This is a genomic window from Klebsiella sp. 141198 (genome assembly GCF_050600785.1).
Classification (GTDB): domain Bacteria; phylum Pseudomonadota; class Gammaproteobacteria; order Enterobacterales; family Enterobacteriaceae; genus Klebsiella; species Klebsiella aerogenes.
Genome location: NZ_JAQIRM010000001.1, coordinates 398,035 through 423,116, shown reverse-complemented (window position 1 = coordinate 423,116; position 25,082 = coordinate 398,035). Strand labels below are relative to the sequence as shown.

Sequence of the window (25,082 nt, the reverse complement as noted above, 5' to 3'; positions counted from 1 at the left end):
GTCGCTTTTTCTTTGCTGCAAAGAATTACTCTGCTTTCGGCTCGTCAGCGCTGTGCTTGGCTGCCGTTTCTTTGATCAGCTGCTGCAGTTCGCCGCGCTGATACATTTCGATGATGATGTCGCAACCGCCAACCAGTTCGCCGTCAACCCACAGCTGCGGGAAGGTCGGCCAGTTAGCGTATTTCGGTAATTCAGCGCGGATATCCGGATTCTGCAGGATGTCCACGTAGGCAAAACGTTCGCCGCAAGCGGAAAGCGCCTGTACTGCCTGAGCGGAGAAACCGCAGCTCGGCAGCTTCGGAGAACCTTTCATATACAGCAGGATCGGGTTTTCAGCGATTTGACGTTGGATTGTTTCTAAAGTGGTGCTCATTGTCGTGCTTCCTTAAACATCTTTACGGCAGTAATTTGTCATTGTAGCGTCCTGGACGCAGGACCGATAATAACATTTTTTTCACTCGCCACATTTTATCTTCTGTCGTCTGAAGTTGCCTTAAAAATATCACTTTGCGACGTCAGTGCGGGGCGGATTGCGCATTTTTTGTACGCAGCGGCGATTCTCTGACTTATTTTTTTGCAATCGTTAACCAAACGACATTTTAGATACAAAAGAGTATTAACTTTCTGGCTTTTTATGCTTTAGAATCATTCCGGTTTGTCATTCACCGTCAGGCATTAGTATATGTCTGTAATTTAATCAGGGGATTGCTCAGTGGCGCGGCTCAATAAAATCGCGATATCGCTCTGTGCATTACTGTTTACATCTATCTCGCTTACGCCATTGGCGCATGCTTCAGGGCATACGCACGCTTCGGCTACGCCGAAGGCGCATCCGGCAAAAGGCTCCACCGCCGAGCGTAAGAAGAAAGCGGCACAGAATAAATCCAAATCCACCGCTAAAACTACCCGTAAAAAAACCTCCAGCTCTAAGCTCCCTACCCGCACTACCGCAGCAAGCCAAACCGCGCTTAATCGTCAAGCCGCCGGCGCCACCAAAAAATGCGTGTTGCGCAAAGGTTATAAAAAACAGTGTGCGAAAACGGTAAAATCCGGCGAAGCATCGACGCTGGCGTTGAACAACGTGAAAAGCAAATGCGTAGTGCGTAAAGGCTACAAAAAACGCTGTAAGCCCGTTGTCGACGAGCCGAATCTGACGATTGCCGACGCACACAAAGCCCGCGTGCAAAAAGCGCAAAGTACCGCAATGAATAAACTCATGGATCAGCTGGGCAAGCCTTATCGCTGGGGAGGCTCCTCACCGCGTACCGGTTTCGACTGCAGCGGGCTGGTTTATTACGCCTATAAAGATCTGGTAAAAATTCATATTCCGCGCACCGCTAACGAAATGTACCACCTGCGCGATGCCCGGCCGGTTGACCGCGATGAACTGCAAAGCGGCGACCTGGTCTTCTTCCGTACCCGTGGACGCGGCACCGCCGACCACGTAGGCGTTTACGTTGGAAACGGTAAGTTTATCCAGTCGCCGCGTACCGGTCGTGATATTCAGATAACCTCCTTAAGCGAAGATTATTGGGTTCGCCACTACGTCGGCGCGCGCCGCGTAATGACGCCAAAAACCATTCGTTAAGAGACGCTGGCCTCGGTTTGCCGCTGCGCCGGCAAACCGCTCTTCTGTACATCCCCCCCCTCTTCCAGATTCAGCGGATACTGCATTCGCTCCTCCAGTTGCGCGGGGTGGCGGCGATAACTGGTCGGCGACATACCAAAATGACGACGGAAAGTACGGCAGAATGTCGCCTGGCCTTCAAACCCGAGCAGCAATGAGATACTCAACGCCGAATCCTTCGTCTGTTTGAGAATGCCGGCGGCAATAGTCATTTTGCGTCGGCTAACATACGTTCCCAGCGTATAACCGGTAATCAGCGCAAACTGGCGCTGAAAGTACCAGTGCGAATAACCCGATTTCCTCGAGATCGCGGTAACGGGGAGCGCGGTAAAAATGTTGTCTTCGATCCATTCGATAATATCTATGACGATCGGGATAATATGTCCGCTGACCATTTCATGTTTGTGCGCCATCTCTTTTCATCCATCAATTATGAGCTTTATGCTTGTTCAATAACGATTTCTTACTCCGAGGTCCGTTGCCTGCAGAGACAATTATATTTGTCATACAATTAAAATAGATCCCAATGATTATTGGGCATGAAAGTCATTCCTATTACGCATAATGCTAACAAGCTAATGATTTATCGCATTTTAAAAAGATAACAAGCGGTGAGGATATGCAGCGTTTTAGTCGTATGCAGGAGCGTCGATGGGGACTTTGCGAATCATATCGCTCGTCATGCGCCAGACTGGCGAAGGCTTAATCAGTCGCGTTAGCAATGAATAACCTTTGTTGTTGTAAGTCTTTTAACTGACTTCAGCAAATGTTAACATTCTCAACACAATAACATGTAACACTCGCGACAGCGTTACACAGTAGATACGATATTCAGGTGAACATTCACCTAATTAATGTGAGAAAAAACAAAAAGTTATAAGGAGAGTAGCAATGTCGTTCGAATTACCTGCATTACCATATGCAAAAGACGCCCTGGCGCCGCACATTTCCGCAGAAACCCTGGAATACCATTACGGTAAGCATCACCAGGCCTATGTGACCAACCTCAACAACCTGATCAAAGGCACCGCTTTTGAAGGCAAATCTCTGGAAGAGATCGTTCGCTCTTCTGAAGGCGGCGTTTTCAATAACGCAGCGCAGGTCTGGAACCACACTTTCTACTGGAACTGCCTGGCGCCGAACGCCGGCGGTGAGCCGGAAGGCGAACTGGCCGCAGCGATTAACAAATCTTTCGGTAGCTTCGCTGATTTTAAAGCGAAATTCACCGATGCCGCGGCGAAAAACTTCGGCGCAGGCTGGACCTGGCTTGTTAAAAACGCAGACGGCAGCCTGGCTATCGTCTCCACCAGCAACGCCGGCACTCCGCTGACTACCGATGCGACGCCGCTGCTGACCGTTGATGTCTGGGAACACGCCTACTACATCGACTACCGCAATGCCCGTCCTAATTATCTGGAACACTTCTGGGCGCTGGTAAACTGGAAATTTGTTGCCGCCAACCTGGCAGCATAAAACAAAACCGCAGCAGGCTTGCCCCGCTGCGGTTTTTTCTTAGTACAACTTAGTGATTCGCTAACGCTTCTTCTGGTTGAGAACGCCCGCCAAACAGCACTACCGCCAACGCCAGCCCGGCAATAATCGCCCCCATTACCGGCACAAAAGCATAACCGAGACCGCCGGAAATCACCGCGCCGCCCGCCGCCGCACCCAACGCGTTACCGAGGTTAAAAGCGCCAATATTCACCGACGATGACAAACCCGGCGCTTCGTGCGCCACGCGCATTACGCGCATCTGCAGCGGCGGAACCACCGCGAAGGTTGCCGCGCCCCACACGACCATGCTGACGGCAGCACCCAACTGCGATTGCGCCAGCAGCGGAATGGCCAACATGATGGCAATCAGTAACAACAGGAACCCTTTCAACGTTCCGGAGACTGAACGGTCGGCAAATTTACCGCCCAGATAGTTGCCAAGTGAGAAACCGACGCCGATTAATACCAGCATGGCGGTAACAAACAGCGGTGAAGCATTGGTAATGGTATGCAGTACCGGAGAAATGTAGGTATACAGCGTGAACATCGCCCCGGCGCCCAGCACGGTGGTCAACAGCGCGGAGAGTACCTGAGGACGCATCAACACCGACAGCTCGCGCTTCACGTTCGGACGCTCGCCGGCGCTACCCTTCGGCAGGGAGAACCACAGGCTGACCATCGCAATTAATCCCAGACCCGCCGTGGCGAGGAAAGACATTCGCCAGCCGATGGTTTCGCCAAGCCAGGTAGCCGCCGGTACGCCGCCGATATTGGCAATGGTCAGCCCCATAAACATGGTCGCGACCGCACTGGCCTGTTTGTGTTTTGGCACCACGCTTGCGGCAACGACCGAGCCGAGGCCGAAGAACGCGCCATGATTGAGGCTGGTGATAATACGCGACAGCAGTAGCGTCGTGTAATCCGGCGCAATTGAAGAGAGCACGTTGCCGAGGGTGAAGATCCCCATCAGGAAGATCAATGCATTGCGGCGAGCGCGATGCGACAGCAGTAACGTCATTAACGGCGCGCCGACCATCACGCCAATGGCATAGGCGCTAATCAGCATCCCCGCGGCCGGAATAGAAACATCTACGCCTTTGGCGATAACCGGCAGTAATCCCATCGGGGAAAACTCGGTGGTACCGATACCAAAGGCACCGATCGCCAACGCGAGTAAGGGAAAGTTGATTTTCATTCAGAGACTCCATCAGGCCGATTCAGGACTCGGCATTACATCAGAAGCCAAAAGCATGACATCAATCACAGAAAAACAGAAGTAAACGAAATGACAAAAGATTTTTGCAGATTTGCTAATAATGGCGGGATGGGAGGGGAAGCCCCCTCCCTGCTGGAATCAGTGCAGTACCGCGGTCAACGCGGCGGCGACGATCAGACCCAAAACAATAACCGTCGTTGTCAGCGAAAACTTTAAATTTGTGTCCATCAATTTTCTCCCCTGATTATCCCCACATAGAAAGTGAGCTTGCTCATTTTTGCACAAAAATATGCAAAAATCTTCCCGGATTTAGAGTGATGCACATTTTTGCTCTTCCCCTTTGCTTCGAGATAGGACAAAATCCCACGCTAATTTGAAAGCGTATCGGCCATTGACCCCTTCCTGTCGTTCTGTGTCGTTTTCCCAGGTGTTGCAATGTTGAGCATTGTATACAGGGTGTGTATAGGCAAACGTTTACGTATCGATAATCAGACGATCAGGTCAAGGTCTGGAGTGAGAAGTAATGGCAACTATTAAAGATGTAGCGAAACGCGCAAACGTTTCCACTACAACTGTATCACATGTGATTAACAAAACCCGTTTCGTGGCGGAAGAGACGCGCAATGCGGTGTGGGCGGCAATTAAAGAACTCCACTATTCGCCAAGCGCCGTGGCTCGCAGCCTGAAAGTCAATCACACTAAATCGATCGGTTTGCTGGCCACCAGCAGCGAAGCGGCCTATTTCGCTGAAATTATCGAATCCGTAGAAAAGAGCTGTTTCCAGAAAGGCTATACCCTGATTCTGGGCAACGCCTGGAACGATCCGGAAAAACAGCGCGCCTACTTGTCGATGATGGCGCAAAAGCGCGTCGACGGCCTGCTGGTGATGTGTTCCGAGTACCCGGAGTCCGTACTCAGCATGCTGGAAGAGTATCGTCATATTCCGATGGTGGTGATGGACTGGGGCGAAGCCAAGGCGGACTTTACCGACTCGGTTATCGATAATGCCTTTGAAGGCGGCTATATCGCCGGCCGTTACCTGATTGAACGCGGCCACCGCGAAATTGGCGTTATTCCGGGCCCGCTTGAACGCAACACCGGCGCCGGACGCCTGGCAGGCTTCATGCAGGCAATGAAAGAAGCGCATATCAATGTGCCGGAAAACTGGATTGTGCAGGGCGACTTTGAACCGGAATCCGGCTACCGCGCCATGCAGCAGATCCTTAATCAGCAGCATCGCCCAACCGCCGTGTTCTGCGGCGGCGACATCATGGCTATGGGCGCTATCTGCGCCGCCGACGAAATGGGCCTGCGCGTGCCGCAGGACATTTCGCTGATCGGGTATGATAACGTGCGTAACGCTCGCTACTTCAGCCCGGCGCTGACCACAATACATCAACCCAAGGACTCGCTCGGGGAAGCGGCATTCAATATGCTGCTCGATCGTATCGTTAATAAACGTGAAGAGTCGCAGTCCATCGAGGTGCATCCACGTCTTATCGAGCGCCGCTCGGTAGCCGACGGCCCGTTCGTCGATTATCGCCGCTAACGCCCTCCTCCGGCGCCGGTTATTCCGGCGCCCGCAACCACTCCCGATTCAACGTTTCGCTGTCGCCAAGATAGTCAAGCAGCCAGCTTAAAGCGGGTGAAGCATCGCTTTGTTGCCAGGTCAGGCAGCAGGCAGCATCCGGGAATGGGTTTTCCAACGTCAAGGCCGTCCACTCCCCGCTATCGATATGCGGGCGGGCGAAATGGCCAGGCACCATCCCGACGCATAATCCCGCAGAAAGACAGGTGGCTGAAGATTCCCAGTCCGGCACCACTACCCGCTTCTGGTTATCCAGCAGCCAGGTTGTGCGCTTCGGCAACGAGCGCGAGGTATCTTCGCGCACCAGGGACGGCCAGTTGCGCAACACATCATCGCTGAGCGGCCCATCCATCTGCGCCAGCGGATGGCTACTGGCAACGACACAGTGCCAGTTCAGCATCCCCATATCGCGGAAAGCGTAACGCCCGCCCACCGGAATCGAACGCGTCGCGCCGATAGCTAATTCTACCCGTCCATCGGCTAACGCATCCCAGACGCCGTTGAAAACTTCCTGAAAAACGATCAGTTCGACATCGCTAAAATGGCGATAAAAATCAACGATCATCTGGCGCATACGCGCGGGTTTAACGATATCGTCCACCGCGATGGACAACTGGCCACGCCAGCCGTTAGCAATCTGCTGGCACTGCTGGCGGGTGATCTGCATTTTTTTGATAACAGAACGCCCTTCCTGCAAAAACCAGTGCCCGGCGGGGGTTAGTTCAACATCACGGTGGCGGCGTTCAAACAGCGGAACCGCAAGCCACTCCTCCAGTTGTCGCACCGTATAGCTCACCGCCGAAGGTACGCGGTGCAACTCCTGCGCCGCGGCGCTGAAACTTCCGTTACGCGCTACAGCATCAACCACTTCTAAGGAATATTCAGACCACATATTCTGCCTGCAAAATTTTTGAATGCATGTGACAAATAATAGCGTTTCACAAGGCGGATTACACTCCCTACACTCTGCGGCATCGTACCTGCATCAGTAGAAAGAGAACGTTATGCAACAACCTGGGAAAGGATTTTTAGTGTGGCTGGGCGGCCTGAGCGTGCTTGGCTTTCTGGCCACCGACATGTATCTACCGGCTTTTGCCGCCATTCAGCAAGACCTCAACACCTCTGCCGCATCGGTTAGCGCCAGCCTGAGCTTATTCCTCGCGGGCTTCGCGCTCGGCCAGCTGTTCTGGGGGCCGTTGTCGGACCGCTATGGCCGAAAACCGATTCTGCTCGCCGGGCTGGCTATCTTCGCTCTTGGCTGTCTTGGGATGCTGTGGGTACGCGACGCGACGCTGATGCTGGTACTGCGTTTTGTCCAGGCGATTGGCGTATGCGCCGCCGCGGTGACCTGGCAGGCGATGGTGACCGACTACTATCCAGCCCAGCGCACCAACCGCATTTTCGCGACGATCATGCCGCTGGTCGGGCTCTCTCCGGCGCTGGCGCCGTTACTCGGCAGCTGGCTGTTAGTTCATCTGGAATGGCAGGCTATTTTCGCCACCCTGTTCGCTATCACCTTACTGTTGATGCTGCCGGCTTTTCGTCTGAAGGCGGTGGTCAAACCTGCTGGCGAAACGCCGCAAAAACTCACCTTTATGGCCCTGCTGCGTTCACGTGAATATAGCGGTAACGTGCTCATTTATGCGGCGTGTTCCGCCAGCTTCTTCGCCTGGCTCACCGGCTCGCCGTTTATCCTTCATGAAATGGGTTATGGCCCAACGGTGATTGGTCTCAGCTACGTGCCGCAAACTATTGCCTTCCTGATCGGCGGTTACGGCTGCCGCGCGGCGCTGCAAAAATGGCAGGGTCATCAGATGCTGCCCTGGCTGCTGGTTGTTTTTGCGCTGAGCGTGGCGGCGACCTGGCTTGCCGGAATGCAGGCTCATCCGTCGCTGGTTGCGCTAATGATTCCGTTTTGCATCATGGCGATTGTGAATGGCGGTATTTACCCTATCGTCGTCGCCCAGGCGCTGAAACCTTTTCCACAAGCGACCGGCCGCGCCGCCGCCCTGCAGAATACGCTGCAGCTTGGCCTGTGCTTCCTGGCAAGCCTGCTGGTATCAAGCCTTATCGCCACTCCGCTTCTGACCACCACCAGCGTGATGTTGATTTCCATCGTCCTGGCAGGCATCGGTTTCTGGATGCAGCAACGACGCGTGCAGTTAGTGAACGAATCCTCTCACGCTTGATGATTTTTTAAAGGAAATCCCGGACCAGTCATTAGCCTGCTAATATATTTTTATTGAAAGGCGGTTTTTAGCGGCCTATACTGGATCCGGCATCACATAAATAGAAAGTTTTTTAGATATTAACGGGGGCAGGAAGCAGCCCGTTTCACCATGGAAGGCCTTTCGGCAAGGGTTATCTCCCTTCCTCTGTTCTACGTCGGATAGCACCCTCACGATTTTTTCGTGAGATTTCTCACAAAGCCAAAAAAGCGTCTACGCTGTTTTAAGGTTCTGATCACTTGGGCGTGATGGAGAAGCTATGAGTTCATCGTGTATAGAAGAAGTAAGTGTACCAAACGATGATTGGTACCGGATTGCAGCTGAATTATTGGGCCGTGCCGGAATTGAAATCAATGGTTCCGCACCCTCCGATATCCGGGTAAAAAACCCGCTCTTTTTTAAACGTGTGTTACAGGAAGGGTCTCTCGGATTAGGCGAAAGCTATATGGACGGCTGGTGGGAATGCGAACGCCTGGATATATTCTTTCACAAGGTATTGCGCGCCGGGCTGGATAAGCAACTCCCCCACCATTTCAAAGATACGCTACGTATCGCTGGCGCTCGCCTGTTCAATCTGCAAAGTAAAAAACGCGCCTGGATTGTGGGTAAAGAACACTACGATTTAGGCAACGACCTTTTCCACCGCATGCTCGATCCCTATATGCAATACTCCTGCGGATACTGGAAAGAGGCCGAAAATCTGGAGCAGGCGCAGCAGGATAAATTAGATCTTATTTGTCGCAAACTGCAGCTTGAGCCGGGAATGAAAGTGCTGGATATCGGTTGCGGTTGGGGCGGACTGGCCTATTACATGGCCAAAAACTATAACGTCAGCGTGACGGGCGTGACCATTTCGGCCGAACAACAAAAAATGGCGCAGGAGCGCTGTGCAGGATTAGATGTCAATATTCTGCTGCAGGACTATCGCGATCTCCATGAGAGTTTTGACCGTATCGTCTCCGTCGGGATGTTCGAGCACGTGGGGCCTAAAAATTACGCCACTTATTTTGAAGTTGTCGATCGTAATTTAAAACCAAACGGTCGTTTTCTGCTGCACACCATCGGCTCAAAAATTACCGATCACAACGTCGACCCGTGGATTAATAAATATATCTTCCCTAACGGTTGCCTGCCGTCGGTACGCCATATTGCCGATGCCAGCGAGAAGCATTTTGTGATGGAAGATTGGCATAACTTTGGCGCCGATTACGACACTACTTTGATGGCCTGGTACGAGCGTTTTCTTGCCAGTTGGCCGGATATTGCCGATAACTATTCAGACCGTTTCAAACGCATGTTTACCTATTATCTGAATGCCTGCGCCGGTGCCTTCCGCGCCCGCGATATTCAGCTCTGGCAGGTCGTCTTCTCGCGCGGTGTTGAACACGGCCTGCGCGTAGCCCGCTAGACTCGCAAAAAAGCCCCCGCAGAAATACGCTTCTACGGGGGCTTTTTTGATTATTCCTCGGCGGTTTTTTGCGCCGCTTCTTTTGCCGCCAGCACGCGCTCCACGGTATCCACGACCGCCTGAGTCTGCGGATCGATTTCGATATTCACTTTATCGCCGAGTTTTTTCACGCCAAGCGTCGTGCGCTGCAGCGTTTCCGGAATCAAGTGCACGCAGAAACGAGTCGGGGTCACTTCGCCAACCGTCAGGCTAATACCGTCGACGCCAATGAACCCTTTATACAGGATATATTTCATCAACGCCGGGTCCTGCACCTTAAACCAAATCTGGCGATTGTTTTCCGAGGTGAGGATTTTAACGACCTCGGCGGTGGTCATAATATGGCCCGACATCAAATGACCGCCAATTTCATCACTGAATTTCGCCGCTCGCTCGACGTTGACCATATCACCTTCATGGATAGCGCCAAGATTAGTGATACGCAGCGTCTCTTTCATCAAATCAAAGCTGATTCGCGGGCCGTCAATTTCGGTAACGGTCAGGCAACAGCCATTGTGCGCCACCGAAGCACCGGTCTCCAGGCCGTCGAGCATATGCGCCGGCAGCTCCACCACGTGGGTGCGGAAATTCGGTTTCTCATCGATGGACACCACTTTCGCAGTCCCCTGTACAATACCAGTAAACATACTTTGCTCCTGTTGAGAATCGTGACGGTATCATTACCGTTATATATACGCGGAACAATAACAGTTGACCAAACAGGTTGCCAGCGCGCATCGTGCCCCCACCATTTTTTCACTGGCTTAATGGCTAATCCTCGCTACAATAGACTGGAAATTCCTCCTGTATTTTCTTCTTGCTGCCATTTAAGGCGGCTTTTTTAGTCTCAAAATAACAACAATATAAAGGTGTTCACGTGCAGAAGTACTTTATAGAAGCGCGTCAGTTATTAGCATTGGCTATCCCGGTCATTCTGGCGCAGGTCGCCCAGACGGCGATGGGCTTTGTCGATACGGTGATGGCCGGCGGCTACAGCGCAACCGATATGGCCGCCGTGGCTATCGGCACCTCGATCTGGCTACCTGCCATCCTGTTTGGCCACGGTCTGCTGCTGGCGTTAACGCCGGTTATCGCCCAACTTAATGGTTCCGGTCGCCGCGATCGCATCGCCCAGCAGGTACGCCAGGGTTTTTGGCTGGCGGGCTTTGTCTCCGTACTGGTAATGGTGGTGCTGTGGAACGCAGGCTATATCATCAGCTCGATGCACAACATCGACCCACAGCTTGCCGACAAAGCGGTGGGGTATCTGCGTGCGCTGCTATGGGGCGCGCCGGGCTATCTGTTCTTCCAGGTCGCGCGTAACCAGTGCGAAGGGCTGGCAAAAACCAAGCCCGGAATGGTGATGGGGTTTATCGGCCTGCTGGTCAACATTCCAGTGAACTACATTTTTATCTATGGTCATTTCGGTATGCCGGAACTTGGCGGCATCGGCTGCGGCGTCGCGACCGCCTCGGTCTACTGGGTCATGTTTGCCAGCATGCTGGCCTGGGTGCGCCGCGCGCGCTCAATGCGCGATATCCGCTGCGCTGAGCGTTTCAGTAAACCTGATTTTTCGGTATTAAAACGGCTGGTACAGTTAGGCCTGCCGATCGCGCTGGCGCTGTTTTTTGAAGTCACGCTGTTCGCGGTTGTGGCGCTGCTGGTTTCGCCATTGGGGATTATCGATGTCGCAGGGCATCAAATCGCCCTTAACTTCAGTTCGCTGATGTTCGTTCTGCCACTCTCACTGGCGGCGGCGGTGACCATCCGCGTTGGCTTTCGCCTCGGGCAGGGCTCGACGCTGGATGCCCAGACTTCAGCGCGTACCGGCGTCGGCGTGGGCGTCTGCATGGCGATGATCACCGCGATTTTCACGATCCTGATGCGTAAGCAGATTGCCCTGCTTTACAACGATAACCCGGAGGTCGTGTTACTGGCCTCACAGCTGATGCTGCTGGCGGCGATTTATCAGATTTCCGATTCCATCCAGGTGATCGGCAGCGGTATTCTGCGCGGTTATAAAGATACCCGGTCGATCTTCTTTATTACCTTTACCGCTTACTGGGTGCTAGGCCTGCCAAGCGGTTATCTGCTGGCGCTGACCGATATTGTGGTGCCGCGGATGGGGCCTGCGGGATTCTGGTGCGGATTTATCATCGGCCTGACCTCCGCTGCCATCATGATGATGCTGCGCATGCGCTTCCTGCAACGTCAGCCGTCAAGCGTGATCCTGCAGCGCGCCGCGCGCTAACCAGAAACGCTAAAGAAAAGGGCAAGCCGTTGAAACGGTTTGCCCTTTTTTTGGCGTTAAATAATAAACCGACTAAAAAATAGCGCTACTTCTCAAGCCATTTGCGCTGCGGCGGCGTATAGCGATGGAATGCGGTTAAAATCTCCTGTACATCATCGCTAAAAGTCAGCATCTCAGCATAGCGGCGGTGCATAAACCCTTCGGCGGCCATTTTCTCCGCCATTGCCTGCAGTGGATTGTAATAGCCGTTCACGTTCAGAAATGCGCAGGGTTTTTCATGAATACCGAGCTGGGCCCAGGTCCACTGTTCAAAAATCTCCTCCAGCGTTCCGGCTCCGCCCGGCATGGCTATGAAGCCGTCAGCCAGCAGCGACATTTTGTTTTTGCGCTCATGCATATTCTCAACGACATGCAGCTCGCTTAATCCGCCATGCGCAATTTCACGCTCCACCAGCCCGCGCGGCATTACGCCAATGACCCGCCCGCCGTGTTCTAATGCGGCGTCTGCCACGGCGCCCATGAGTCCTACTTTACCGCCGCCATATACGAGCTCCACCCCGGCTTGCGCCAGCGCCTTGCCAACCTGTTGCGCGTAAACCTGATAAATCGGGTTTTCCCCGGTAGAAGAACCACAAAAAATGCCAATTGCTTTCATTACTGCGCTCCGTCGTTTATTTGCCGCACACTCTAGCATAAAGTTGGTGAGCGTCTCCCCTGCCAATCCGGGCAGAAAAACGCAACGGAGCAGGAGATTGTTGAAGAAATATCCTTTATCATCAGTAAAATATGGGCGACATGGATAAAAGTTCTGCAAACGCGTCTATTCTGCAAGAAAAGTGACGTTTGCCTCTTGCCACACGGCCTCCCTGCCGTTAATATGCGTCCCCGTTGTCACCACAACATTGCGTTCATAGCTCAGTTGGTTAGAGCACCACCTTGACATGGTGGGGGTCGTTGGTTCGAGTCCAATTGAACGCACCATTTGCGTTTATAGCTCAGTTGGTTAGAGCACCACCTTGACATGGTGGGGGTCGTTGGTTCGAGTCCAATTAAACGCACCATTTGCGTCCGTAGCTCAGTTGGTTAGAGCACCACCTTGACATGGTGGGGGTCGGTGGTTCGAGTCCACTCGGACGCACCATTTCAATCATTATTGATTTGGTGCGCATTTCTCCTATTTCCTCTTACTTTTATCTATAACGCCATCAGTCGCTGTACCTGAATACTCTCCAGTTTCCCCTCCAGAATCGCCAGAAAATCGTCATGATAGGGCATCGCAACGTGCTGTTTCAGATCGTCTTCCGAACGCCAACGCTCAATAAACACAAATGAGATCTTTCCTTGCCGGGAAAGCTGTCTGACATCAAGGATCTCCCGGCTTTCGTGCAGGTCATATTGCAGGCACCCTGCTTCTCTGTGCGTCGGCGGCACCATGGCTAATGCCGCCTCTCTGATGGTATCGATATATTCAGGATGGGGAGTTAGCGTGGCAACAATTTTGACTTCACTCATAAGGTTTCCTCTGGCTCACCGTATTCCCCTGGAGGCTATATCTATCCAGGGCGTGAATTATTCAGCGTAGTGGTGAAGCCAGAATTACGCCAGAGTCCGCGTCAGCGCCCTTTCTCATACACCGTCATGGTAAAGACGACGGGCAACTGACTGAAATTACAATATTCATGTGGCACATCGGTACGTGCTACCGCAGAACACCCTTCAGCCACCTGATATGGGTCATTATTCACCGTCAGGGTGAGTTCTCCCTCGGTCACGTATAGCAGTTCGTAGGTGTCGGCCGGATGCCCCGGTGAACGGAACGATTCGCCAGGCAACATCCGCCACTGCCAGAGTTCAAGCATATCCGGTCCGCTGGTGCCGGCCAGCAGCCTGGCACTGCCGCCCTGCTCGCCGCGCCATAATACCGGAATCGCATCACGGTCGATAAGATGAACCATCGGCTCACTGGCAACGTTGACAAACTCCGCCACCGATACCCCCATCGCCGCAGCGATTTTGCACAACAGCGCGATACTGGGATTCGCCCTACATCCTTCGATATCCACCAGCATCCCTTTACTGACGCCGGCGCGGCGAGAAAGCTCGTCGAGAGAGATCTTCTTTTCGCGTCGAAACTGCTTAATACGCCGCGATACCGCCTCATTAATGCGGCTGAGATCGTTGCTGTTATCGGTCGTTATATTGACTTTATCGTTCATCGGTCGATATTATGCTCTAAATCAGTCATTACAGGATTATGCAATGTCTCACCCATTACCGTCAATTAGCCCACAGTTAGCCGCGATCGCCCCGGGGTTTCGGGCGCTGAGTATTACCGTCAACGCTGCGCCGCTACGTGATGCTTCTATCGGTGAAGCCGCACTGGCGACAGCCTGTCAGGCGGTATTAGCCGGAGATCCCGCATGGGCGGAGGACCATCTCGCGGCATGGTCTACCGTATTCAAAGCGTTTGGCGCTAAACCGAAACGCACGCCCTGTTCCGCAGAGGCGTTGCGTAAACGCGTACTTCGCGATGGCGCCATGCCGGCAATTGACCCGGTCGTTGACCTCTACAATGCCGTCAGCCTGCGGTATGCCGTTCCAGTCGGCGGCGAGAACATCGCCGCCTATTGCGGCGCGCCGCGTCTGGTCATCGCCGACGGCTCTGAGCCCTTTGATACGATGAAGGAAGGCTTAGCCGCCGTTGAATCACCGGAACCGGGAGAGGTCATTTGGCGTGACGATCGCGGCGTGACCTGCCGCCGCTGGAACTGGCGACAGGGGGTTCGTACCCGCCTGAGCGCTCGCGACCCGCAGATGTGGTTTATTCTGGAAAGCCTGCCAGAGATGCCGCTCGAAGCGCTGCATGAGGCCGGCCGCATGCTTACCGGGGGGCTGGAGCAGATGATGCCCGGTTTGAGCCACCAGTCCACGCTAATCAGCCTATAAAGTCAGACACAGGAGCAGGTAATGTCACTATTTTTAACCAGTTTTATATTTGAGAAGAAAGAGTACGACGATGACTTTTATCAACTGGACGGCGAGATCGAGCGCTATACCCAGTCGCTGGAGGGATTTATCGGTATGGAGAGCTATCATGATGCTGCCAGCGGCCGAATCATCAACAACTACTACTGGCGCGACCGACAGTCTATGGAAATGATGATGAACCATCTGCAACACCAGCAGGCCAAAGCTCAGGGGCAACGCTGGATCGCCGGTTATCAAACCATCGTTGCCGAGATTGAGGGCAGCCACAATATGAACCTGCCCCATCCACTTGCGGAGTATCCACTACGCTATCAAGCACAACATCAGTGATTTTGAACAAGATAGGAAAATTGTTTCGATTTTAAACAATCATCATTGGTTCTATTCTTATCACATCGGAGCAACAGCGCTCCTCACCAAACAAAATCTTTAAGGAATATGACCATGAAATCCATCAAAAATTTTGCTGCAGTTACCGTGCTGTCCCTGATGTCATTCGGTGCTTTTGCCCAGAGCGTGACGGCAACCGCTTCAACCCTCGACCGTGCGGAAGCGAAAATTGCCGCCCAGGCTGCCGAGCAAGGCGCGTCTTATAAGATTACCAGCGCCCAGTTCAATAACCGCGTCTATATGACTGCGGAACTGAGCAAATAATAGTGCGAGTGTGACGCGCCAGGCTTTATCTCTGGCGCGCCGCGCTGCTTTTCAGCGAAGACAATGTCGTTGTCCTCTCCACCGATGCTTCAACTACCTGCCACTTGCTCCAGTACCGCCGAGGCCTTTTCCGCTATTTCGGCGCTGACTTTTGTCTCCAGCACGTCAATAAATCCACGCAGCTGCTGCGCCGTCAGCCCGTTGTGCAGGCTAATCGCGTAATGGCTCTTCAGCTGGCTTTCCACGCCTGTTAGTGCGGCCAGCATTGAGATCGTCGCCAGCTCGCGCGTCGGCCAATCCAGGACGTCACGCTGGAAGATATCGCCAAACAGATGCGCCTTCAGATAGCAGTCGATGGCTGGCGCAAAATCAAATAGCGGCCCGCTGACCGTCTGCCCTACCAGTTGTGTCTGATTACGGCTACCGGCCTGCAGGCTATCCCAATTCTCCGGTAACGGGGTCGCTGTCGCCCCCTCGTTATCAATAACGCCTCGCGCCTGACGCTCGGTTATCACCTTCATCAGGCAGGAGAGCGCATTCAGGCTACGCGGAAAGCCGCAATAGGCGTACAGCTGCACCAGCGTCTCTTTTAACTCATTTATCGTCAGGCCGGTATCCAGCGCGGTCTCCAGCGCCGGGCCCAGCGACTCGATATTGCCTTCAGCGGCCAGGGCGGCAACCGGGATCAGCGCCTGTTGGCGCGAGTTCAATGGGTTTTGCATCGTTTGTTCTCCAAACGGAAAGTATCGACAGGAGAAAAAGATTATAGAAAGTTGGCAGGGGATTGATTAGCCAGGCAAAAACGAACAGACCTATGAGATGGGTTCATGAATTATTTATAACGATGCACAGGGCTTCCTTGCCCTGGGGGATATTATTCGAAGTAGACTTCCGGGTTTTCCGACAGTGAGACGAAGGTTTTGGTGTCTTTATCCAGCGCGCGAATATCGCCGCTTTCAATATCATAGAACCAGCCGTGCAGACGCAGGGTTTTGTCGCGCAGGCCAACCGCAACCGACGGATGCGTTTTAATGTTGTTCAACTGGGCAATAACGTTTTCCTGCACCATACCGTTCACTTTATCGGTTTCGCTGGCCCAGGTTTTCTTCTCTACCACCGCTTTCGCCGCGTCGGAGTAGCGTAACCAGTGGGAAACGGCAGGCATTGGTTCCAGACACTGGCAGGTGGCGATGGCTTTCATCGCGCCGCAGTTAGAGTGACCGCAAATAACGATATCCGTCACACCGAGGGCGACAACGGCATATTCAATAGTTGCAGACACGCCGCCCGGCTCCGGCCCGAAAGAGGGAACAATATTACCGGCATTACGAATAACGAACAGCTGCCCTGGCTCCTGCTGGGTAACCAGCTCCGGGACCAGGCGGCTATCAGAACAAGAGATGAACAACGCTTTTGGGTTTTGGCTCGACGCCAGGCTGCGGAAGAGCTCTTTGCGTTGCGGGAAAATCTCTTTCTGGAAGTTGAGGAAGCCCTCAATGATATGTTGCATAGCAGTGTCTCTTTTCTCTGTAGTAATTACGATATGACAAAGATCACATTTAGCTAGTGTATCACCGAAGCGCAGAATGGGAATCGTAATTGATAATAGCTGTGCAATAAGCACCCAACCTGCCCGTTGGGTGCTTGCCTCTGTGGGTCTACATAAAGAACTTCACCGCTTGTTGCAAGGTGGTGCCCATTCCCCACAGCAAAGGTATACCGACGGCCAGCCAGCTTAGCGTCAGCAGCAGCGGCGCGGGCGTCGGTTCCCAGCTCAGCTGCGCGTCTTTATTGATAGTATACAGCCCCCTCGCCTGCTGCTGTTGCTCCGCGGTCATGGCATATTTCTGCGGAATCGGCCGAACCAGCTGATTACAAATAAAGCCGATGATAAGCAACCCGGTCAACGCCAGCAGCGTGATGTCATAAATTCTCGCGGGTTCCACGCCTTGCGCCAGCTGGTACTCGCGCAAATAGTTGACCAGCACCGGGCCGCTGATCCCGGCCGCCGACCAGGCAGTCAGCAGACGACCATGGATCGCGCCAACCATTTGTGAGCCAAATACATCGGCAAGATATGCCGGGATGGTCGCGAAACCGCCGCCGTACATAGAGATAATCACGCAGAGCGCACAGACAAAAAACGCCACGTAGCCGCCGTGGTTAATCAACGGCAGTGTGCCGTAAAGGAGGGTTCCCAGAAAGAAGATCAGCGCGAAGGTGGCTTTCCTGCCGCACATATCGGAAACAGAAGCCCAGAAAAAGCGCCCCAGAATATTAAACAGGCTGAGCAGGCCGGTAAATCCCGCCGCCATTGTCGCGATGCGCTTCAGTTGTTCTGCATTGAGTTCCTGCCAGCCCAGATCCAGGGATAGTAGCTTTCCGGCAAAAATCTCCTGCAGCATCGGCGAGGCCATGCCGAGAATGCCAATCCCGGCGGTAACGTTGAGCCACAGCACAAGCCACAGCAGCCAGAATTGCGGGGTACGCCACGCGACGCTGACGTGAACCTGAATGGTTGGCTGTTTGCTGATGGCTTGCTGCGCCTTCGCGCCGCGCGGATGCCAGCCCATTGGCGGCAGACGGTAACCAAAAGTGCCGCAGAGCATGAACAGCGCATAAATCGCCGCCAGCGCCAGGATGCTTTGCCATACCCCACTTTCCTGACCATCGGCGAAAAAATTGATCAGCCAATTCGCCAGCGGCGCTCCCACCAGCGCCCCGCCGCCGAAGCCCATGATCGCCATTCCCGCGGCCATCCCTCGCTTATCAGGGAACCAGCGCAACAGCGTTGAGACCGGCGAGATATAGCCAAGCCCCAGGCCAATGCCGCCAATCACGCCGGCGCCCAACCACAGTAGCCACAGCTGATGAAAATAGATTGCCGCGGTCGCCAGCAGCAGGCCGCCGCACCAGCAGAGGGTGGCGACAAAACTCACCAGACGCGGGCCAACCTTCTCCAGCCAGCTTCCCCAGAGCGCCGCGGAGCAGCCGAGAAAAACGAAGAATAGCGTATAGGTCCAGCCGAGCAGGGAAATTTTCCAGTCGCACTGGCGGGTAACCAGTTGCTGCCAGAACGACATATCGACCGGACACTGCAGCGGCGCGCTGCCGCCGATCAGCTGCGACATTGGCAGCCAATAGACGGAAAAGCCGTAGGCCATACCAATGCACAAATGCACCGCCAGCGCCGCGGGTGGGACCAGCCAGCGGTTAAATCCAGGTTTAGCAATAATGCGGGGCTTCGCAAAAAAACGACTCAACGATGAAACGGGCGGAGTCGCGAGATTCTCATTTATCTGCACCATGTTCCTGTCCTTATCATGTTTGTTTGCCGGCTATCGCAGCAGCCGATGGCAAACGGTAAAGGCAAGAACAATGCCAGCCGCTGAAAAAACGAACAGAAAATGGTGACTGAAGCGAGCAAGCAGAGCGGATAAGGACTAACGAGATGAAGTTCAAAGGCGTAAAAAAAGAGAAAATCAGCGGTAGTGATTTTCTCTTTTCCGCGTATAAGGGCATTTTCGTTGCCAGATCAATAACGATCGGCGATTTTGATAAACGTTGCTCTCAGAGTGATACGGCTTATCAAACCCCGACCAGCTCATACTTTTTGATTTTGCGATACAGCGTCGCAATGCCGATCCCGAGCTCATCGGCGGCCTGCTTTTTATTGCTATAGCGCGTCAGGGCGTCGCGGATCATCTGTTTTTCCATCTCCTCCAGCGCCGTTCCCCCCTCTTCTTCTTTCGCAACGCTGGCTGGCGCTGCCCGGGTGCTTTCCCGCTCGGTGACTTTGCCGCTGCTGATAAGATTTGGCGGCAGCAGAGAAAGATCAATCACCTCGCCGGAGGGAACCACGTTAACCAGATACTCCATCAGGTTACTCAGCTCGCGAATATTGCCCGGCCAGCGGTAGTTCTTCAGTAAGGCGATGACTTCCGGGGACACGCCGGGATAGACCAGCTCCAGCCGACGGGTGTGCAGATGCAGGAAATAGTGAATCAGCAATTCGATATCATCCTGACGCTCGCGCAGCGGCGGCAGGCGCAGTGGGATGACATTAAGCCGATAGAACAGATCCTCGCGGAATTTCCCTTCGGCAATGAACTGCTCAAGGTTCTGGTTGGTGGCCGAAATAATGCGGATATCGACCGGTACAGGGTGGCTGGCGCCCACCGGCTGAATTTCGCGCGATTCAATCGCCCGCAGCAGCTTGGCCTGCAGGGTTAATGGCATATCGCCGATTTCATCAAGAAACAGCGTGCCGTGATTAGCCGCCTGAATCAGACCGGTCTTACCGTTGGCCGAGGCCCCGGTAAATGCGCCTTTGACATAGCCAAAGAGCTCGCTCTCCAGTAGCTGCTCGGGGATGGCCGCGCAGTTGATCGCGATGAAAGGCTTCGCCTGTCGGTCGCTCAGCTTATGCACCGCGCGAGCGACCACCTCTTTGCCGGTCCCACTTTCACCGACGATCATCACGCTCGACGGGCTTGGCGCCACGCGGGTAATCAGTTTTTTCAGCTGACGCATTGGCCGACATTCGCCAACCATCTGTTCAATCTGCGGGCCATCCTGCGGTGGCGCCAGATCGGCTGACGAATGCGACTGGTGGAAGGCCATTAAGAACAGCCATTGATCCTGAATAGCGTGCAGCTGACCGATAATCAGTTCTTTCTTATCATCAAATGAAATCACGTGCTGAACATGGCCGCGAATAAAATTTTGCGCAAAAGTCAGCGGACGAAAATGAATAGTTTTGCCAATCATACTGCCGTGATTCGCACCAAGGATTTTCATCGCCGCCTGATTGGCAAATTTAACTTTTTGATCCTGGCTAACCACCAGCACGCCCTGATCCATGTTTTCAATCATGGTGGAAAACATTTTAAGCATATTGTCTCCCCCACCCTGGTCTTCTAACAGGCGGGAGACAAATATTGAAGAAACGTGGCGTACATAATCTGAGAACTCGTGGAGGTTGTCATTAATGCGCTCCTGCTGTTCGCGAGTTAAGGCGACCAGACTAATAACCCCGACACACTGTTCCTGATAAATCACCGGGGTACCCAGAAATGCCTTCTCTTTACAGTTCTCTTTATTGGTACAACCTTTACACAAGGGATCAAAACGCGAATGAGTCACGACCTTTTCTTTTTTTGTTTCTATTATGTAACGTAAAAGTCGCGAATCTGTATTTAATTTTCGCCCCAGGAATTTACCGTAGGCGCCGGTACCGGCGACCCGGCACAGCGTATTGTCGACAATCTCGACTTCGAGTTGTAACACGCTGGAGAGCATGCGGGCAAAACGTTGAATCGTTGGCTGAATCTGCATTAAAACGGATAGCGAATTGGAGGGAATCATAATTGACCTTTTAATATCAGTAGCCGAAAGAAAATGCTGAAGATCGACTCTTTTTATTCTGCGTTTATCATACTACCGCCGGCCGACCTGAAAAAAGGTGCCAACCCTGCGCTTTTTTACAGCTTAAAGAAAATATGGAAGAGGTATCACATTTTCCTCTCAATATGATAATCCGCAGGTCAAAATTATCATTTTGGTGACAAACTCATCGTCGCAGATCGATATCTACGCTTGTCTGATGGCTCAAATTTAATTTGCCGTAACAACTGGCAAATGAATTTCATTTCCATCAAGCGAGCGTTATAAGCCATTTTTCGTGACCCGCCTCGCATAATTTCCGGTTTTTCCGCTCAGCCACCGCGGCTCAATTATAACTGGCACGCTTATTGTTAGTGGTAATACAGCGCTGGCCGTCGCCACTTACATCAATGTCATTTCGACTGCACAGCAATCAATAAGCCGTCATTCACTACCAGGATCGAAATATGAAAACTGTTAACGAACTGATCAAGGATATCAATAAGCTCAACTCTAACCTGCATGAAAAAGACTTTTTGCTGACGTGGGAGCAATCGCCGGACGAGCTGAAGCAGGTGCTGGATGTCGCCGCAGCGCTGAAAACGTTACGGGCGGAAAACATCGCGACAAAAGTTTTTAACAGCGGGCTGGGTATTTCGGTCTTTCGCGATAACTCCACCCGCACCCGCTTCTCTTATGCCTCGGCGTTAAACCTGCTCGGCCTGGCGCAGCAGGACCTCGACGAAGGTAAGTCGCAGATAGCCCACGGTGAAACGGTACGTGAAACCGCCAATATGATCTCCTTCTGCGCTGACGCTATCGGTATCCGCGACGATATGTATCTCGGCGCCGGCAACGCCTATATGCGTGAAGTCGGCGAAGCGCTGGATGACGGCCACAAACAGGGCGTACTGCCGCAGCGCCCGGCATTAATTAACCTGCAGTGCGACATTGACCATCCGACACAGGCGATGGCCGACCTGGCCTGGCTGCGTGAGCACTTCGGCTCGCTGGAAAATCTGAAAGGTAAAAAAATTGCCATGACCTGGGCCTACTCACCAAGCTACGGCAAACCGCTTTCCGTTCCGCAGGGGATTATCGGCCTGATGACCCGCTTCGGTATGGACGTCACCCTCGCCCATCCTGAGGGCTACGATCTGATCCCGGATGTTATCGAAGTGGCGAAGAAAAACGCCGCGGCATCCGGCGGCAGCTTCCGTCAGGTCACCGATATGGCGGAAGCCTTTAAAGACGCCGATATCGTTTACCCGAAATCCTGGGCGCCATACAAAGTGATGGAACAGCGCACCGAGCTACTGCGCGCCAACGACCATGACGGGCTGAAAGCACTGGAAAAAGCCTGTCTCGCCCAGAACGCCAATCACAAGGACTGGCACTGTACCGAAGAGATGATGAAGCACACCAAAGACGGTGACGCGCTGTATATGCACTGCCTGCCGGCGGATATTACCGGCGTCTCCTGCGAGGAGGGCGAAGTCACCGAAGCGGTGTTCGAGAAATACCGTATCGCCACCTATAAAGAGGCCAGCTGGAAGCCATACATCATCGCCGCCATGATCCTCTGTCGCAAATATGCCAAACCCGGTCAGTTGCTGGAACAACTGCTACAGGACGCGCAAAAACGCATCAAATAACTTCGCGAGCCGGTCTGCGGGCCGGCTTTCCCGACTCCAAAGAAGGATAAGGACAGAATATGTCTGCTTTTTCGCTGAAAATGGATATTGCCGACAACCGTTTCTTTACCGGTGAAACTTCGCCGCTGTTCTCTCGTCAGCAGGCGCAACAGGCGCGCCATTTTCATCAAAAAATCGCCGGTTACCAACCGACGCCGCTGTATGCCCTGAAGGAACTGGCGACGCTGTTCGGCGTAAAGAACATCCTGGTAAAAGATGAATCCCAGCGCTTTGGCCTCAACGCCTTCAAAATGCTCGGCGGCGCCTACGCCATCGCTCAACTGTTGTGCGAAAAATACCATCTCGATATTAACGCTTTCTCGTTTGATACCCTCAAATCCACCATCAAAGAGAAGATGACTTTCGCCACGACCACCGATGGCAACCACGGGCGCGGCGTCGCCTGGGCCGCCCAGCAGCTAGGGCAAAACGCGGTGGTGTACATGCCGAAAGGGTCAGCGCAGGAACGCGTGGATGCCATTTTGCGCCTCGGCGCGGAATGTATCGTTACTGATATGAACTACGACGATACCGTGCGTTTTACCATGCAAACCGCACAGAAAAACGGCTGGGAAGTGGTACAGGACACCGCATGGGAAGGCTACACCAAAATCCCGACCTGGATTATGCAAGGTTACGCCACCCTCGCCGATGAAGCGGTAGAACAGATGGCGGCGATGGGCATTGCTCGCCCTACCCACGTCTTCCTGCAGGCCGGTGTCGGCGCGATGGCAGGCGGCGTGCTCGGCTATCTGGTCGACGTCTTCGGCGCCCGCGATTTGCACTCGGTGATTGTGGAACCTGAACTGGCGGACTGCATCTATCGCTCCGGGGTAAAAGGCGACATCGTCAACGTCGGCGGCGACATGGCCACCATCATGGCAGGACTGGCCTGCGGCGAACCTAACCCGCTGGGCTGGGAAATCCTGCGCAACTGCGCCACCCAATTTATCTCCTGCCAGGATGCCGTGGCCGCCCTCGGTATGCGCGTACTCGGTAATCCTGTCGGCAATGACCACCGGGTTATCTCCGGGGAATCCGGCGCCGTCGGGCTCGGAACGCTGGCCGCCGTCCACTTCCATCCCGAGCGCCAGGCGCTAATGAACAAGCTGGGGCTTGATACTCACTCCGTGGTGCTGGTCATCAGCACTGAAGGCGACACCGACGTGCAGCATTACCGCGAGGTCGTCTGGGAAGGCAAACTGCCGGCAGCACACTAAACGTTCAACTTATTCAACATATTCATCCCGCGAAGCGGGAAACCAGGACCGGAGAGTTAATTCATGGCTAAGCACATTCCTTTCAAACTGATTGTCGAAAAAGCAAACCACTACCAGCAGGATATGACCCGCTTCCTGCGCGATATGATCGCCATCCCCAGCGAAAGCTGTGACGAAAAACGCGTCGTGCATCGTATTAAAGAAGAGATGGAAAAAGTCGGCTTCGATAAAGTCGAGATCGACCCGATGGGCAACGTGCTGGGCTATATCGGCCACGGCCCGCGACTGGTCGCCATGGACGCGCATATCGATACCGTTGGCATCGGTAACATCAAGAACTGGACCTTTGACCCCTATCAGGGAATGGAAACCGACGAACTGATCGGTGGGCGCGGCGCGTCTGACCAGGAAGGCGGGATGGCGTCGATGGTCTACGCTGGAAAAATCATCAAAGATCTCGGTTTGGAAGATGAATATACCCTGCTGGTGACCGGTACCGTTCAGGAGGAAGATTGCGACGGTCTGTGCTGGCAGTACATCATCGAACAGTCCGGCATTCGCCCGGAATTCGTGGTCAGTACCGAGCCGACGGATTGCCAAATCTATCGCGGCCAGCGCGGGCGTATGGAGATTCGTGTCGATGTCCAGGGGGTCAGCTGCCACGGCTCGGCGCCAGAGCGCGGCGATAATGCGATTTTCAAAATGGGGCCGATTCTTAACGAGCTGCAGGAGCTCTCCCATAACCTGGGCAACGATGAGTTCCTGGGTAAAGGCACCCTCACCGTTTCAGAAATTTTCTTCACCTCGCCAAGCCGCTGCGCGGTTGCCGACAGCTGCGCGGTCTCTATCGACCGCCGTCTGACCTGGGGCGAAACCTGGGAAGGCGCGCTGGATGAAATCCGCGCCCTGCCTGCCGTGCAGAAGGCCGGCGCCGTGGTCTCAATGTACAACTATGAGCGTCCGTCATGGACTGGGCTGGTTTATCCAACGGAATGCTACTTCCCGACCTGGAAAGTGGAAGAGGATCATTTCACCGTGCGCGCGCTCTGCAACGCTTATGAAGGGCTGTTCGGTAAAGCGCCGGTGGTCGACAAGTGGACCTTCTCCACCAACGGCGTTTCCATCATGGGCCGTCACGGCATCCCGGTTATCGGTTTCGGTCCGGGTAAAGAGCCGGAAGCCCATGCGCCAAATGAAAAAACCTGGAAACAGCATCTGGTGACCTGCGCCGCAATGTACGCCGCAATCCCGCTGAGCTGGCTGGCCACAGAGTAAGTTTGTACGGTTATT

Annotated in this window: 25 protein-coding genes and 3 tRNA genes; 15 read left to right on the top strand and 13 right to left on the bottom strand. The window is 53.7% G+C overall.

Annotated elements, in window-relative coordinates:
- Window positions 1-25 precede the first annotated feature (25 nt).
- The gene (locus PGR10_RS02040) at window positions 26-373 is read right to left on the bottom strand and encodes a Grx4 family monothiol glutaredoxin (RefSeq protein ID WP_045392486.1); all 348 of its coding nucleotides are present in this window, start codon (window positions 371-373) and stop codon (window positions 26-28) included.
- A gap of 339 nt (window positions 374-712) precedes the next feature.
- On the opposite strand from PGR10_RS02040, the gene PGR10_RS02035 reads away from it, so the two are divergent.
- Window positions 713-1,588 carry a C40 family peptidase gene (locus PGR10_RS02035; protein ID WP_087858471.1) on the top strand — a complete coding sequence of 292 codons (876 nt, stop codon included), beginning with the start codon at window positions 713-715 and terminating at the stop codon, window positions 1,586-1,588.
- Here the strand turns inward: PGR10_RS02035 and PGR10_RS02030 are convergent.
- A complete protein-coding gene (locus tag PGR10_RS02030; protein ID WP_087858470.1) occupies window positions 1,585-2,040 on the bottom strand; it encodes a helix-turn-helix domain-containing protein in 456 nt (151 codons plus the stop codon). The genes PGR10_RS02035 and PGR10_RS02030 overlap by 4 nt on opposite strands.
- Window positions 2,041-2,518: 478 nt before the next feature.
- On the opposite strand from PGR10_RS02030, the gene sodB reads away from it, so the two are divergent.
- A complete protein-coding gene (gene sodB / locus PGR10_RS02025; RefSeq protein ID WP_015366881.1) occupies window positions 2,519-3,100 on the top strand; it encodes a superoxide dismutase [Fe] in 582 nt (193 codons plus the stop codon).
- 49 nt (window positions 3,101-3,149) lie between these two features.
- Here the strand turns inward: sodB and PGR10_RS02020 are convergent, their stop codons facing one another.
- A complete protein-coding gene (locus PGR10_RS02020; RefSeq protein ID WP_087858469.1) occupies window positions 3,150-4,316 on the bottom strand; it encodes an MFS transporter in 1,167 nt (388 codons plus the stop codon).
- A 159-nt stretch (window positions 4,317-4,475) separates the two neighbouring features.
- Window positions 4,476-4,565, bottom strand: coding sequence for a YnhF family membrane protein (locus PGR10_RS02015; RefSeq protein WP_032705726.1), 90 nt, complete (start codon window positions 4,563-4,565; stop codon window positions 4,476-4,478).
- A gap of 295 nt (window positions 4,566-4,860) precedes the next feature.
- On the opposite strand from PGR10_RS02015, the gene purR reads away from it, so the two are divergent.
- Window positions 4,861-5,886, top strand: a complete 1,026-nt coding sequence (purR, locus tag PGR10_RS02010) for an HTH-type transcriptional repressor PurR (RefSeq protein WP_015366884.1) — start codon at window positions 4,861-4,863, stop codon at window positions 5,884-5,886.
- A 19-nt stretch (window positions 5,887-5,905) separates the two neighbouring features.
- Here purR and punR read toward each other — a convergent pair whose 3' ends face one another.
- Complete coding sequence (punR, locus tag PGR10_RS02005) at window positions 5,906-6,817, bottom strand: DNA-binding transcriptional activator PunR (RefSeq protein WP_087858468.1); 912 nt, start codon at window positions 6,815-6,817, stop codon at window positions 5,906-5,908.
- 112 nt (window positions 6,818-6,929) lie between these two features.
- On the opposite strand from punR, the gene punC reads away from it, so the two are divergent.
- Window positions 6,930-8,114 (top strand): purine nucleoside transporter PunC, encoded by a 1,185-nt coding sequence (gene punC, locus PGR10_RS02000; RefSeq protein ID WP_308958302.1) that lies wholly within the window; start codon window positions 6,930-6,932, stop codon window positions 8,112-8,114.
- A 298-nt stretch (window positions 8,115-8,412) separates the two neighbouring features.
- The gene (gene cfa, locus PGR10_RS01995) at window positions 8,413-9,561 is read left to right on the top strand and encodes a cyclopropane fatty acyl phospholipid synthase (protein ID WP_015705219.1); all 1,149 of its coding nucleotides are present in this window, start codon (window positions 8,413-8,415) and stop codon (window positions 9,559-9,561) included.
- Between the two features lie 50 nt (window positions 9,562-9,611).
- Here the strand turns inward: cfa and PGR10_RS01990 are convergent, their stop codons facing one another.
- A complete protein-coding gene (locus PGR10_RS01990; RefSeq protein ID WP_087858466.1) occupies window positions 9,612-10,247 on the bottom strand; it encodes a riboflavin synthase subunit alpha in 636 nt (211 codons plus the stop codon).
- 230 nt (window positions 10,248-10,477) lie between these two features.
- Between PGR10_RS01990 and mdtK the strand changes: the two genes are divergently transcribed.
- Window positions 10,478-11,851 carry an MdtK family multidrug efflux MATE transporter gene (gene mdtK, locus PGR10_RS01985; protein WP_087858465.1) on the top strand — a complete coding sequence of 458 codons (1,374 nt, stop codon included), beginning with the start codon at window positions 10,478-10,480 and terminating at the stop codon, window positions 11,849-11,851.
- Window positions 11,852-11,936: 85 nt separating this feature from the next.
- Here mdtK and PGR10_RS01980 read toward each other — a convergent pair whose 3' ends face one another.
- The gene (locus PGR10_RS01980; RefSeq protein WP_430922829.1) at window positions 11,937-12,506 is read right to left on the bottom strand and encodes a TIGR00730 family Rossman fold protein; all 570 of its coding nucleotides are present in this window, start codon (window positions 12,504-12,506) and stop codon (window positions 11,937-11,939) included.
- A gap of 249 nt (window positions 12,507-12,755) precedes the next feature.
- Here PGR10_RS01980 and PGR10_RS01975 point away from each other — a divergent pair.
- The 3 genes from PGR10_RS01975 (at window position 12,756) to PGR10_RS01965 (ending at window position 12,992) form a co-directional block, all read left to right on the top strand.
- Window positions 12,756-12,832 (top strand) — tRNA-Val (locus PGR10_RS01975).
- Window positions 12,833-12,835: 3 nt separating this feature from the next.
- Window positions 12,836-12,912: transfer RNA gene (locus PGR10_RS01970), tRNA-Val, on the top strand.
- Window positions 12,913-12,915: 3 nt separating this feature from the next.
- Window positions 12,916-12,992: transfer RNA gene (locus PGR10_RS01965), tRNA-Val, on the top strand.
- Window positions 12,993-13,045: 53 nt separating this feature from the next.
- Here PGR10_RS01965 and PGR10_RS01960 read toward each other — a convergent pair.
- The gene (locus tag PGR10_RS01960) at window positions 13,046-13,363 is read right to left on the bottom strand and encodes a putative quinol monooxygenase (RefSeq protein ID WP_113374665.1); all 318 of its coding nucleotides are present in this window, start codon (window positions 13,361-13,363) and stop codon (window positions 13,046-13,048) included.
- Between the two features lie 101 nt (window positions 13,364-13,464).
- The gene (locus PGR10_RS01955) at window positions 13,465-14,067 is read right to left on the bottom strand and encodes a cupin domain-containing protein (protein WP_087858464.1); all 603 of its coding nucleotides are present in this window, start codon (window positions 14,065-14,067) and stop codon (window positions 13,465-13,467) included.
- Between the two features lie 43 nt (window positions 14,068-14,110).
- Here PGR10_RS01955 and PGR10_RS01950 point away from each other — a divergent pair, with 43 nt between their 5' ends.
- The 3 genes from PGR10_RS01950 to PGR10_RS01940 all read left to right on the top strand — a co-directional run bounded on the left by PGR10_RS01950 (window position 14,111) and on the right by PGR10_RS01940 (window position 15,493).
- Window positions 14,111-14,797 (top strand): B3/B4 domain-containing protein, encoded by a 687-nt coding sequence (locus PGR10_RS01950; RefSeq protein ID WP_430922827.1) that lies wholly within the window; start codon window positions 14,111-14,113, stop codon window positions 14,795-14,797.
- A 21-nt stretch (window positions 14,798-14,818) separates the two neighbouring features.
- On the top strand, window positions 14,819-15,169 hold the full coding sequence (locus PGR10_RS01945) for an antibiotic biosynthesis monooxygenase family protein (RefSeq protein ID WP_032711514.1): 351 nt from the start codon (window positions 14,819-14,821) through the stop codon (window positions 15,167-15,169).
- A gap of 114 nt (window positions 15,170-15,283) precedes the next feature.
- The gene (locus PGR10_RS01940; RefSeq protein WP_430922826.1) at window positions 15,284-15,493 is read left to right on the top strand and encodes a YdgH/BhsA/McbA-like domain containing protein; all 210 of its coding nucleotides are present in this window, start codon (window positions 15,284-15,286) and stop codon (window positions 15,491-15,493) included.
- Between the two features lie 89 nt (window positions 15,494-15,582).
- On the opposite strand, the gene PGR10_RS01935 is transcribed toward PGR10_RS01940, so the two are convergent.
- The 4 genes from PGR10_RS01935 to PGR10_RS01920 all read right to left on the bottom strand — a co-directional run bounded on the left by PGR10_RS01935 (window position 15,583) and on the right by PGR10_RS01920 (window position 20,860).
- Window positions 15,583-16,257 (bottom strand): carboxymuconolactone decarboxylase family protein, encoded by a 675-nt coding sequence (locus tag PGR10_RS01935; protein WP_430923102.1) that lies wholly within the window; start codon window positions 16,255-16,257, stop codon window positions 15,583-15,585.
- A 110-nt stretch (window positions 16,258-16,367) separates the two neighbouring features.
- Entirely contained in the window at window positions 16,368-17,003 is a 636-nt protein-coding gene (locus PGR10_RS01930) for a carbonic anhydrase (RefSeq protein WP_015366898.1), read from the bottom strand.
- A 148-nt stretch (window positions 17,004-17,151) separates the two neighbouring features.
- The gene (locus tag PGR10_RS01925) at window positions 17,152-18,801 is read right to left on the bottom strand and encodes an OFA family MFS transporter (RefSeq protein WP_308958300.1); all 1,650 of its coding nucleotides are present in this window, start codon (window positions 18,799-18,801) and stop codon (window positions 17,152-17,154) included.
- Window positions 18,802-19,081: 280 nt separating this feature from the next.
- The gene (locus tag PGR10_RS01920; protein WP_087858459.1) at window positions 19,082-20,860 is read right to left on the bottom strand and encodes a sigma-54 interaction domain-containing protein; all 1,779 of its coding nucleotides are present in this window, start codon (window positions 20,858-20,860) and stop codon (window positions 19,082-19,084) included.
- Window positions 20,861-21,345: 485 nt separating this feature from the next.
- Here PGR10_RS01920 and ygeW point away from each other — a divergent pair, with 485 nt between their 5' ends.
- The 3 genes from ygeW to PGR10_RS01905 all read left to right on the top strand — a co-directional run bounded on the left by ygeW (window position 21,346) and on the right by PGR10_RS01905 (window position 25,067).
- On the top strand, window positions 21,346-22,533 hold the full coding sequence (ygeW, locus tag PGR10_RS01915; protein WP_015366901.1) for a knotted carbamoyltransferase YgeW: 1,188 nt from the start codon (window positions 21,346-21,348) through the stop codon (window positions 22,531-22,533).
- Between the two features lie 59 nt (window positions 22,534-22,592).
- Window positions 22,593-23,792, top strand: coding sequence for a diaminopropionate ammonia-lyase (gene dpaL, locus PGR10_RS01910; protein WP_411324797.1), 1,200 nt, complete (start codon window positions 22,593-22,595; stop codon window positions 23,790-23,792).
- Between the two features lie 63 nt (window positions 23,793-23,855).
- Window positions 23,856-25,067, top strand: coding sequence for a YgeY family selenium metabolism-linked hydrolase (locus PGR10_RS01905; RefSeq protein WP_087858456.1), 1,212 nt, complete (start codon window positions 23,856-23,858; stop codon window positions 25,065-25,067).
- The last annotated feature ends 15 nt before the right edge of the window (window positions 25,068-25,082 follow it).

Bases quoted from the DNA above. Each gene is read 5' to 3' on its own strand.
- PGR10_RS02040 (WP_045392486.1), bottom strand. From the start codon at position 373: ATGAGCACCACTTTAGAAACAATCCAACGTCAAATCGCTGAAAACCCG.
- PGR10_RS02030 (WP_087858470.1), bottom strand. From the start codon at position 2,040: ATGGCGCACAAACATGAAATGGTCAGCGGACATATTATCCCGATCGTC.
- sodB (WP_015366881.1), top strand. From the start codon at position 2,519: ATGTCGTTCGAATTACCTGCATTACCATATGCAAAAGACGCCCTGGCG.
- PGR10_RS02020 (WP_087858469.1), bottom strand. From the start codon at position 4,316: ATGAAAATCAACTTTCCCTTACTCGCGTTGGCGATCGGTGCCTTTGGT.
- PGR10_RS02015 (WP_032705726.1), bottom strand. From the start codon at position 4,565: ATGGACACAAATTTAAAGTTTTCGCTGACAACGACGGTTATTGTTTTG.
- purR (WP_015366884.1), top strand. From the start codon at position 4,861: ATGGCAACTATTAAAGATGTAGCGAAACGCGCAAACGTTTCCACTACA.
- punR (WP_087858468.1), bottom strand. From the start codon at position 6,817: ATGTGGTCTGAATATTCCTTAGAAGTGGTTGATGCTGTAGCGCGTAAC.
- punC (WP_308958302.1), top strand. From the start codon at position 6,930: ATGCAACAACCTGGGAAAGGATTTTTAGTGTGGCTGGGCGGCCTGAGC.
- cfa (WP_015705219.1), top strand. From the start codon at position 8,413: ATGAGTTCATCGTGTATAGAAGAAGTAAGTGTACCAAACGATGATTGG.
- PGR10_RS01990 (WP_087858466.1), bottom strand. From the start codon at position 10,247: ATGTTTACTGGTATTGTACAGGGGACTGCGAAAGTGGTGTCCATCGAT.
- PGR10_RS01980 (WP_430922829.1), bottom strand. From the start codon at position 12,506: ATGAAAGCAATTGGCATTTTTTGTGGTTCTTCTACCGGGGAAAACCCG.
- PGR10_RS01960 (WP_113374665.1), bottom strand. From the start codon at position 13,363: ATGAGTGAAGTCAAAATTGTTGCCACGCTAACTCCCCATCCTGAATAT.
- PGR10_RS01955 (WP_087858464.1), bottom strand. From the start codon at position 14,067: ATGAACGATAAAGTCAATATAACGACCGATAACAGCAACGATCTCAGC.
- PGR10_RS01950 (WP_430922827.1), top strand. From the start codon at position 14,111: ATGTCTCACCCATTACCGTCAATTAGCCCACAGTTAGCCGCGATCGCC.
- PGR10_RS01945 (WP_032711514.1), top strand. From the start codon at position 14,819: ATGTCACTATTTTTAACCAGTTTTATATTTGAGAAGAAAGAGTACGAC.
- PGR10_RS01940 (WP_430922826.1), top strand. From the start codon at position 15,284: ATGAAATCCATCAAAAATTTTGCTGCAGTTACCGTGCTGTCCCTGATG.
- PGR10_RS01930 (WP_015366898.1), bottom strand. From the start codon at position 17,003: ATGCAACATATCATTGAGGGCTTCCTCAACTTCCAGAAAGAGATTTTC.
- PGR10_RS01925 (WP_308958300.1), bottom strand. From the start codon at position 18,801: ATGGTGCAGATAAATGAGAATCTCGCGACTCCGCCCGTTTCATCGTTG.
- PGR10_RS01920 (WP_087858459.1), bottom strand. From the start codon at position 20,860: ATGATTCCCTCCAATTCGCTATCCGTTTTAATGCAGATTCAGCCAACG.
- ygeW (WP_015366901.1), top strand. From the start codon at position 21,346: ATGAAAACTGTTAACGAACTGATCAAGGATATCAATAAGCTCAACTCT.
- dpaL (WP_411324797.1), top strand. From the start codon at position 22,593: ATGTCTGCTTTTTCGCTGAAAATGGATATTGCCGACAACCGTTTCTTT.
- PGR10_RS01905 (WP_087858456.1), top strand. From the start codon at position 23,856: ATGGCTAAGCACATTCCTTTCAAACTGATTGTCGAAAAAGCAAACCAC.